Raw genomic sequence first — 8,235 nt, 5'->3', positions numbered from 1 at the left:
ACCGTGAAGAGTGCGCACTCTTCACGGTCGGCGGGAAGGGGCCGGGGCAGGGCAACCCCGCAGTGTGGTCGCCCCCGGCGCGGGGAAACGACCGCTGTCCGCGCCGGGGAGGTGCCTCTTCTCATTCCTGCCGGAACGGCCTTTGCGGGGCGAGGTACGCCATGAGAACGACCGGGTCCTGGAAGGCTCCGAGGGCCACATCGACGCCGTCAATGAGGAAACGTTTCTCGCAGAAGCTCGGACGGGCATGTCCAGGCAGGGCGGGCATCGCACCGCCTTCTTCGGCCCGGCCCATGCTCTGCATGGCCTCGGTGAACGGACGGAGCAGGTCGAAGGCGCTCAACGCCGTCGGCCCGCCCCCGCCCCCGCCCTCGCCCCCGCCTCCGGAAACTGCGGCATCCGTCTCGACGATGGCCGTGAGGCGTTGATCGAACTCTCCTTCGAGGCGTTCGAGCGTATCGAGCAAACCGGAGAGCGACGAGCCCTGCGGGCTCGCCACCGGCTCGGATCGACCGACGGCACGAGGCGGCTGGAATTCAACGTCAGTCCGGAAAATCAAGTGGTCATCCATGTGCACGACCACTCAACGAGCCCATCCTCGTCGCGGAACGCCGCACCCGGATAACTCACCCGACATGACGACCGTTTCTGGCGCAGATCCATCGGTCCAAGGAGTCGAAGAGCCCCGTGCCCCCTGGCGTGGCCGCCGGTCCTCCGAGCCGGAGATCGAGCGTTCGGCGGTCGGCCTCGAACTCGTGGCGCAGAATTCGTTCACACGTTCTGGCCTGAAATCGTCAACGTGGTGCGGTGGTGGGTGCCAGAGTCCGCACGACGTCGAACTCGTTGCCTTCGGGATCGGCCATGACCGTCCAGCTGCGGGCGGGTCCCTGGCCCACGTCGATCTTGGTGGCGCCGAGGACGAGCAGCCGGGCGACTTCGGCGTCCGTGGTCGCGTCGATGGGGCTCACGTCGAGGTGCAGGCGGTTCTTGACCGTCTTGTTCTCGGGCACCTGGACGAACATCAGCGTCGGCGGCATCTGGCGGGCCCGTACGGCTTCGGCGGTCGGTTCCCAGGAGCCGATCTCGACCGTGTCCTCGGTCCGGTCGAGCACGGTGAAGTCCAGGACTTCGCACCAGAAGGCCGCGAGGCGGTGCGGGTCGCGGCAGTCGACGACCAGTTCGGTGAACCTGCTGGTCATGGCTTCTCCAAGTCGGTGGTGGTGGAGGAGACGGGGGTGCTGAGGATGCCGTCGAACGCGTCGGTGACCGCGGTCTCCTGATGAATCCCCTGCATACGAATGCGGACAGGGGCTCCGGGGCCCTCGGAAGGGGACCGGCGGAGGTCGGCGATCGCGAGTCCGAGGCCGGCGTCGGCGAAGGCCGCTTCGATGCTTTCCGGTGCGGGGGGTTCCAGCGGGGTGTCGTGGAGGGTGAATCCGAAGGGTGCGCCCTCGTCGCGACGCATGTCGGCGGTGTGGCCGGTGATGCTGGTCAGGCCGAGGGCGTAGTACGCGTCGCCGAGGGCCTCGTGGAGGTGCTGTCCCATGGGAAGCCCGGTGAGGCGGCCGTCGAAGGCGATCGGTGTCTTCTGGATGTGTGCGTTGTGTGCCATGAGTACGACGCGGTCGGTGGGGGCGAGTCGGTTCAGGTGCCACAGGAGGGTCTCCGCCATGAAGTGGTCACGGGCGGAGGTGTCGGCGGTGAGTCCGTCTCCGGTGAAGAGGGCGGCCATCGCGCGGATCGTGTAGTCGCCGTGGCAGGCGGCCTCCAGGCATCGCAGGGCGGTGTCGTGGTCGTCCCGGTCCGCGCGTGAGAGGTAGAGCGGTCTCAGGGAGCGGAATCGGATGAGCAGCCGTGCCAGGAGCGCGCTGAGGGTGTCCTGTTCGCCGGTGGTCAGGCGCGCCCACGCGGGTGCGGCCGCGGCTGCCGAGTCACCGGCGAAGGACGCGGCGATGGTGGTCGCGTGCCGGATCGCCGGCAGGGTTTCCGGGTCGACGCGCCCGAGGTAGTCGGCCACCGGAGCCAGGGCGGGGAGCAGGGAGCCGCCGGCCGCCGGGATGTCGATTCCCGCGAAACGGACCTGCCGGACGGCGGTGCGGTTGTGGCCGCGGAGATAGCGCGCCGGTTCCTGGAGCCCGATGGGGACCGCGGTGGCCAGGAGCTCGGAGAGGTCGTCGTCCGCTCCCGTACCGCGCGTCCAGGCGTCGAGCGGCAGGGCTTCGCAGAAGCCGTACTCGAAGGCCAGGACGGTGAAGCCGCAGCGTTCGACGAGGAAGCGCAGGATACGGCCGCGCAGGGCGGCGAACTCGTCGATGAAGTGGGAGTGTTCCCCGACGGCGACCACGCGGACGCCGTCGAGGAGGTCGCGCAGTTGTTCGAGGTCGTCCAGGGGCGCTGCCGGGTCGAGGTGGGTGAGCGGGGTGGCATGGCCGGCGAGCCATTCGGTGAACGGGGGCCGGTCGGGGGCGGGCGGCATGGGGGCTCTTCTCCGGAGGGACGGGCGAGGGGGCTCAGGGGTGCCGGGGGGCGGGGGCCGCGTCGCGCAGTTGGTCGACGCTGCCGGACATGAGGGTTCGTACGTGCCGGCCGATGTGCTCCGGGGGCCAGTCCCACCAGGCCAGTTCGAGGAGCCGCGCGACGTCCTCCGCGCTGTAGCGGGTGCGGATGAGCCGGGCCGGGTTTCCGCCGACGATGCCGTAGTCGGGCACGTCCTTGGTGACGACGGAGCCGGCGCCGACGATCGCGCCGTGGCCGATGCGTACGCCGGGCATCACGGTCGTGCCGTGGCCGAACCACACGTCGTTGCCGACGACGGTGTCCCCGCGGCCGGGCAGCCCGGTGAGCAGGTCGAAGTGCGCGGACCAGGAACCGCCCATGGTGGGGAACGGGAAGGTTGAGGGGCCGTCCATGCGGTGGTTGGCCCCGTTCATGAGGAACCGCGTCCCCGTGCCGAGTGCGCAGAACTTGCCGATGACCAGCTTCTCGGGCCCGTAGTGGTAGAGAACGTTGCGCGTCTCGAACGCGGTGGGGTCGTCGGGGTCGTCGTAGTACGAGTACTCCCCCACCTCGATCAGCGGGGAGGTGACCAGTGGCTTGAGCAGCACCACCCTCGGCTGGTCGGGCATGGGGTGCAGGACGGTGGGGTCAGCGGGTACGTGCATGTCGGGCGTCCTCATCGTGTGCGAGCGGTCGTACGTGGCCGGTGGCCGGCCGGTGGGGTCGGTTGTCGTCGGCCCGGGGGTGCCCGAACCAGGTGGAGAGGGAGTGCCGCAGCGTCGGCAGCAGCGTGTCGGAGGGTGCGCCGACGGGTGCGGCCCAGGCGATGCGGGCGTCGGGTCGGATCAGGAGGGCGTCGGCGGGCCGGTCGTGGGTTCCGGCCGTACGGATGTCGACGCGGTGGGCCCATCCCGCGGCGGCTTCCCGGAGTTCCGGGCGGTCCGCGAGGTCGAGGAGCAGAGGGCGCGCGGAGTGCATCAGGGCGCCGACGCTGGTGGTGCCCCGTTCGGTGTCCAGGGAGAGATCGGGCGCGAAGGTGCCGGTCAGAGCGTGCGGGGCGCCCTCGGACAGCGGGTATCGGGTGTCGGCTTCGGCGACCAGGGCTCCGATGCGGCGCAGGGGTGCTTCGTCGCCGAGCAGTTCCCGGAAGACTTCCCGGAGCGCTTCCGCGGCGGTGTCGTGGCCGCGCCGCAGTGCCATCTGGGCGCGGGTGTGCAGCAGCGTCCGGGCTCCCGCGGCGTGGCGCTCCGTGTGATAGGTGTCCAGCAGCCCGGGTGGCGCCCAGCCGTGGACCTCGGCGGCCAGCTTCCACGCGAGATCGACCGCGTCGAGCATGCCTGCGTTGAGCGCGACGCCGGTCGCGGGGAACTGGTGGGCTGCGTCGCCCGCCAGCAGGACACGGCCCTCCCGGTACCGGTCGGCGTGCCGGTCCTGGAACTGGTACCGCGACAGGCGCAGCGGCTTGCCCAGAGGAAGGGGCGCACCAAGCACCCGGCGCACGCTGTCCTGGAGTTCGTCCAGGGTCATCGGCGCGTCGTCCTCGTAGGTGGTGTCCTCGTCCTCCGTCGTGGAGATCAGCATCACCTCGGAGGTGAGCCAGCCGAACCCGAGTACGCCGTGGCCGTTCCGTGTGAACCCCGGACTCAGTCTGCCCAGTGTCGGCACATCGAGGTCGCCGTTGTCGTGGCGCGCCGTTCCGTCGGCCGGGGAGACCTGGGCCAGCCGGTTGACCTCGGGGCAGACGGTCCCGGGGAAACGGATGCCCGCCCTGTCGCGTACGGCGCTGCGCGAGCCGTCGCAGCCGATCAGGTACTGGGCGCGTACCCGGTACGGCCCGTCCGGGCCATGCACGTCGGCGGACACACCGTCCCGGTCCTGGGTGAATCCGGTCAGCTCGTGGCCGCGACGGATCCGGGCGCCCAGTCGTTGGGCGCGTCCTTCCAGCAGGCGCTCCAGACGCGGCTGGGGTATCTGGACCGCGGTCATGGGCGGATCCGTCAGACCGCTGAGGTCCAGGTGAACGTTTCCGAACGGAAAGCGAGGAGCGGGGTGGGGGTCGGTGGCAGCCTCGTGCAGTTCGGTCAGCATGCCGCGGAAGTACAGCAGTTCCAGGATCTGCCCGCCCAAGCCGTTGGCCCGTGGTGTCTCGCGCACGTGGGGCCGGCGCTCCAGGAGCAGGGACCGCACGCCTGCGGTACGCAGTTCGTTGGCGAGCATCAGGCCCGTCGGCCCCGCGCCCACGATGATCACATCGGTGTCCACACGCCCATCCTCCACATCGACACGGCACGTGCCGTGCCGTTCTGGGGAGAGCGTGCCGCGAGCGTCCGGGGCTGTCAAGTACGGCACGTGCCGTGCCGCTAGGGTGAAGGCATGACCCATGTCCGTCGGAGCGGTCCCGACCTCACCCAGGCCATCATGCGCACCACGCTGGACCTGGGGCAGGAACTCGGCTACGCCAAGCTCAGCATCGAAGCCATCGCCGCGCGGGCCGGCGTCGGCAAGCACACCATCTACCGCCGGTGGCCCTCCAAGGGCGCCCTCCTGCTCGACTCGGCGCTCTCCCTCAGCCAGTCGGACCTGGACTACCCCGATACGGGCGACGTCACGACGGACCTGCGGGCCCAGATCTACGCGACCGTCGACCTCCTGGGGACCGCGCCGCTCCGCCCCCTCTTCCAGGCGTTGGTGAGCGAGGCGCAGCACGACCCCGGCGTGGCCGCCGCACTCAATGAGCGCTTCATCACCCCGCAGGCCAACAGGACCGTCGCCCGCCTCGAAGCCGCACGGGACCGGGGTCAGCTGGCTCCCGGCTTCGATCTGGACCTGGCGATGGCCATGCTCTCCGGTCCGCTGTACTTCCGCCTGCTGATCACACAGGAGCCACTGACCCACGCGTACATCGACCGGGTTCTCGATGCGCTCTTCACCGGGATGGAGCCACGGCCGTGACCTGACGGGGTACGGGCGGCGTCGCCACGGACGCCCCCTCAGCGGGACCGGCGAACGTCTCCACGCGGCCGGGGACTTCGCGCAGGCGCGTCGCCCCGGCCTCCGCAGCACCCGCGCCGGGCCGCCCCGCCCACGTACGCCCCACATCGCGTCGGGCCGTCCGCTCGACCGATGCCGACGGACGACACCCTGGCAGTCACATACCCCCAAGGGGTATGCTTTCCTCTCACTGTCTCCCGTCGGCGGAAGCCGGTGGCCAACACGACAGGAAGGGCCAGCCATGCCCTCGGTCAGCGCGACCTCGAACGCCCGGACTTCCGCCTCCCCGACGCCCCGCAGCGCGCTTTCGCAGCTCGCCGCCCTCGTGACGTCCGAGCCCGGTCGCGCTGCCGCTCGGTGCCTTGCGGGCTGCGCCCTGCGTGCGCTGCAGGGACAACTGGAGCGCACGTCAGGAACGTCGACGCGCACCGCGTGCGGAGCCGGACAACCCCGGCTTCCGAACTGACCCTGCCGATCACGGCCTCGGGTGTCTCCGACCGCGTCCACGGAGTCCGACGCCGTTCGAGCGGGTCACACGGCCGCGTCCCCCTGGGGAACCGGTCAGTCGAGCGCGCGCAGTGCCAGCCGCACGACTCCCGTGATCGCCCGTCCGATCCACCGGAGGACTCCCGTCTCCAACGCCGCCTCCGCGACATCCGCCGCCGTCTCCGCACGGTCCCGGCCCCGACCGCACCGCGCGCAGGAACGAGGCCAACGCCGCTTCCGCGCACCACACTTTCTGCATATCGCCATGCGCGCATTCTCCCCCGGCCCGGTCGGCGAACCTGTCGCGCCCCCCGTCCCGGACCCGTCCGGCCCGTCCCTGCGGGCGGCCCCGTGCCCGCACCTGTACGAGCGTGCGACGCCCGCCCCACCGGCGCACGGGGCGGGCGTGCTCGACGAAGGCCACTCACACGCCGTAGTGCCTGAGGCTCTCGATGATGCGGGCGAATCCCTCGGCCCCGTGGCCGGCGTCCACCTGCTGCTGGATGAGCCGCTGGACCATGGCGATCGGTTCGGCACCCACCCCCTCGTCGGTGATCGCCTCGACGAGCAGGTCGAGGTTGGAGAACGTCAGACTCTGCTGGCCCGGGACCGTGTAGTCGCCGCCGTCGATGACCTCGGCGTACCCCGCGAGTTGACCGGACATCGCGGTCAGCCACGGTGCGGCCAGCGCCGCGAACCTGGTGGCCGGCACGCCCGCCGGGGCGAGCATGGCGGCTCCCTGCATGAATCCGGCGAACATCACGTACATCGCCGAGAGCAGGGCGAAATCGTAGAGGGAGGCCAGCCCGGCGTCCTCGCCGAAGTAGGTGCCCGCCGCCCACTGCTCGAACAGTGCCGTGTGCTCCTCGAACACCTCCCGGGAACCGCTGTACAGGATCGAGGCCCCCGGCTGCCCGATCATGGACGGCACGGCCATGATCCCGCCGTCCAGATAAGCGATCCCGGCGCGGGCGGCCCAGGTGGCCAACTGCCTCGCCTGCTGGGGCGTGGTCGTGGTCAGGTTGACCACCTTCCGGCCGGCCAGGTCGTCCACGAGCGGGTCGAGCACCTCGCACACCGAGTAGTGGTCGAAGAGGCAGACGACCACCAGCGGGCTCGCCCGGACGGCCTCGGCGGCGGAGGCGGCCTCGGCCGCACCTCCGGTGACGAGGGCCCCCGCCCTGCCCGCCGAGCGGTTCCAGACCGTGGTCGGCACGCCGGCCTTCACCAGGGCCCCGGCAAGCGCGCCGCCCATCGCGCCGAGTCCGAGGACGGTCACGTCGGTGGCGTGGACGGTGGCGTGGATCTCGTTCATGTCGCTGCTCTCCCCTGTCGTGCGGAAGGTTCCGTTGATGCCTCAATCCTCTTCAGGAGCAGTAGAGTTGAACAGTACGGACTAATTGGTGCAGTACTCACCGGAAGGTAAGTACCCTCCGGTCGGGACGGAGGCGGTCATGGCGACACCGGCACGGCGGGGCCCCTACTTCTGCGGGATCGACGCGGCGATGGACGTCGTCGCCGGGAAGTGGAAGTCCCTGATCATCTGGGAACTGCACGAGCACGGCACGCGCCGCTTCGCGGAGCTGCGGCGCGGACTCCCGGGCGTCAGCGAGAAGATGCTCGTCCAGCACTTGCGGGAGATGGAGACGGACGGCCTCGTGCGCCGGGAGGTGTATCCCGTGGTGCCGCCGAAAGTCGAGTACTCCCTCACGGAGCACGGCATCACCCTCAACACCGCTCTGGGGGCCCTGTCCGAGTGGGGGAAGGAGCGGATCCGGCGCATCGGCGCGGAGAAGGTCCCCGTGGACACCGCGTGAGGACGTTCTCCGCGGCCCCGAAGCCGTCGTGTCGCCCGCGCTTGCTACCGCTCGTCGAGCGCGAGGGCCACCTGGTCCATGACCTGCTGCCAGTGCGCCCGTTGCCGCTCGCGCTCCTCGGGGCCGGCCAGGTGTTCCTGGTGGAAGCGGAGCATCGTGCGGGTGCCGCCGGCCGCGGGGGCGAGGGCGACCTGCACCGTGGTGGTGCCGTGGGTGACGCGGATGCGGTCTCCGGGGCGGTAGCCGCGCACCTCGCCCGTCACGCCGTCGTCGGTGCGGTAGGGGGTGCCGCGTTCCGGAGCGAGGACCGCGCCGGGACCGAGCCACAGGGCGAGGCCGTCGGCGCCGCTGACAAAGTCCCAGACGAGGGCCGGGGGCAGGGGCAGGGTGCGGGACACGCCGATCTGCCAGCCGCTGTCCTGGGTGAGTCCTGTGGGCATGAGGG

The 8,235-nt window shown here is 70.9% G+C and carries 9 protein-coding genes; 2 read left to right on the top strand and 7 right to left on the bottom strand.

What is annotated here, in order from left to right; translation table 11 throughout:
* Positions 1–121: 121 nt before the first annotated feature.
* From ACFVDM_RS11915 to ACFVDM_RS11895, 5 genes are all read right to left on the bottom strand, one after another.
* Entirely contained in the window at positions 122–583 is a 462-nt protein-coding gene (locus tag ACFVDM_RS11915; protein ID WP_383636649.1) for a hypothetical protein, read from the bottom strand.
* 211 nt (positions 584–794) lie between these two features.
* Positions 795–1,199 (bottom strand): VOC family protein, encoded by a 405-nt coding sequence (locus tag ACFVDM_RS11910; protein WP_383636646.1) that lies wholly within the window; start codon positions 1,197–1,199, stop codon positions 795–797.
* Positions 1,196–2,476 (bottom strand): erythromycin esterase family protein, encoded by a 1,281-nt coding sequence (locus ACFVDM_RS11905; RefSeq protein ID WP_383636643.1) that lies wholly within the window; start codon positions 2,474–2,476, stop codon positions 1,196–1,198. The genes ACFVDM_RS11910 and ACFVDM_RS11905 overlap by 4 nt, the downstream gene beginning before the upstream one ends.
* Positions 2,477–2,510: 34 nt before the next feature.
* Complete coding sequence (locus tag ACFVDM_RS11900; RefSeq protein ID WP_383636640.1) at positions 2,511–3,161, bottom strand: CatB-related O-acetyltransferase; 651 nt, start codon at positions 3,159–3,161, stop codon at positions 2,511–2,513.
* Positions 3,145–4,758, bottom strand: coding sequence for an FAD-dependent monooxygenase (locus ACFVDM_RS11895; RefSeq protein ID WP_383636637.1), 1,614 nt, complete (start codon positions 4,756–4,758; stop codon positions 3,145–3,147). The genes ACFVDM_RS11900 and ACFVDM_RS11895 overlap by 17 nt, the downstream gene beginning before the upstream one ends.
* Before the next feature lie 111 nt (positions 4,759–4,869).
* Here ACFVDM_RS11895 and ACFVDM_RS11890 point away from each other — a divergent pair, with 111 nt between their 5' ends.
* Positions 4,870–5,448, top strand: coding sequence for a TetR/AcrR family transcriptional regulator (locus ACFVDM_RS11890; RefSeq protein WP_383636633.1), 579 nt, complete (start codon positions 4,870–4,872; stop codon positions 5,446–5,448).
* A 949-nt stretch (positions 5,449–6,397) separates the two neighbouring features.
* Here ACFVDM_RS11890 and ACFVDM_RS11885 read toward each other — a convergent pair.
* Positions 6,398–7,288: an NAD(P)-dependent oxidoreductase gene (locus ACFVDM_RS11885; RefSeq protein WP_383636630.1), complete on the bottom strand. Its 891-nt coding sequence runs from the start codon at positions 7,286–7,288 to the stop codon at positions 6,398–6,400.
* A gap of 139 nt (positions 7,289–7,427) precedes the next feature.
* On the opposite strand from ACFVDM_RS11885, the gene ACFVDM_RS11880 reads away from it, so the two are divergent.
* Positions 7,428–7,790, top strand: a complete 363-nt coding sequence (locus ACFVDM_RS11880; RefSeq protein ID WP_383636627.1) for a winged helix-turn-helix transcriptional regulator — start codon at positions 7,428–7,430, stop codon at positions 7,788–7,790.
* Between the two features lie 44 nt (positions 7,791–7,834).
* Here ACFVDM_RS11880 and ACFVDM_RS11875 read toward each other — a convergent pair whose 3' ends face one another.
* The gene (locus ACFVDM_RS11875; RefSeq protein WP_383636624.1) at positions 7,835–8,230 is read right to left on the bottom strand and encodes an SRPBCC domain-containing protein; all 396 of its coding nucleotides are present in this window, start codon (positions 8,228–8,230) and stop codon (positions 7,835–7,837) included.
* Between the last annotated feature and the right edge of the window lie 5 nt (positions 8,231–8,235).

Origin of the sequence: Streptomyces sp. NPDC057682, assembly GCF_042799575.1 — a bacterium.
In the GTDB taxonomy this organism is placed as follows: domain Bacteria; phylum Actinomycetota; class Actinomycetes; order Streptomycetales; family Streptomycetaceae; genus Streptomyces.
This window is presented reverse-complemented; position numbering and strand designations above follow the sequence as displayed.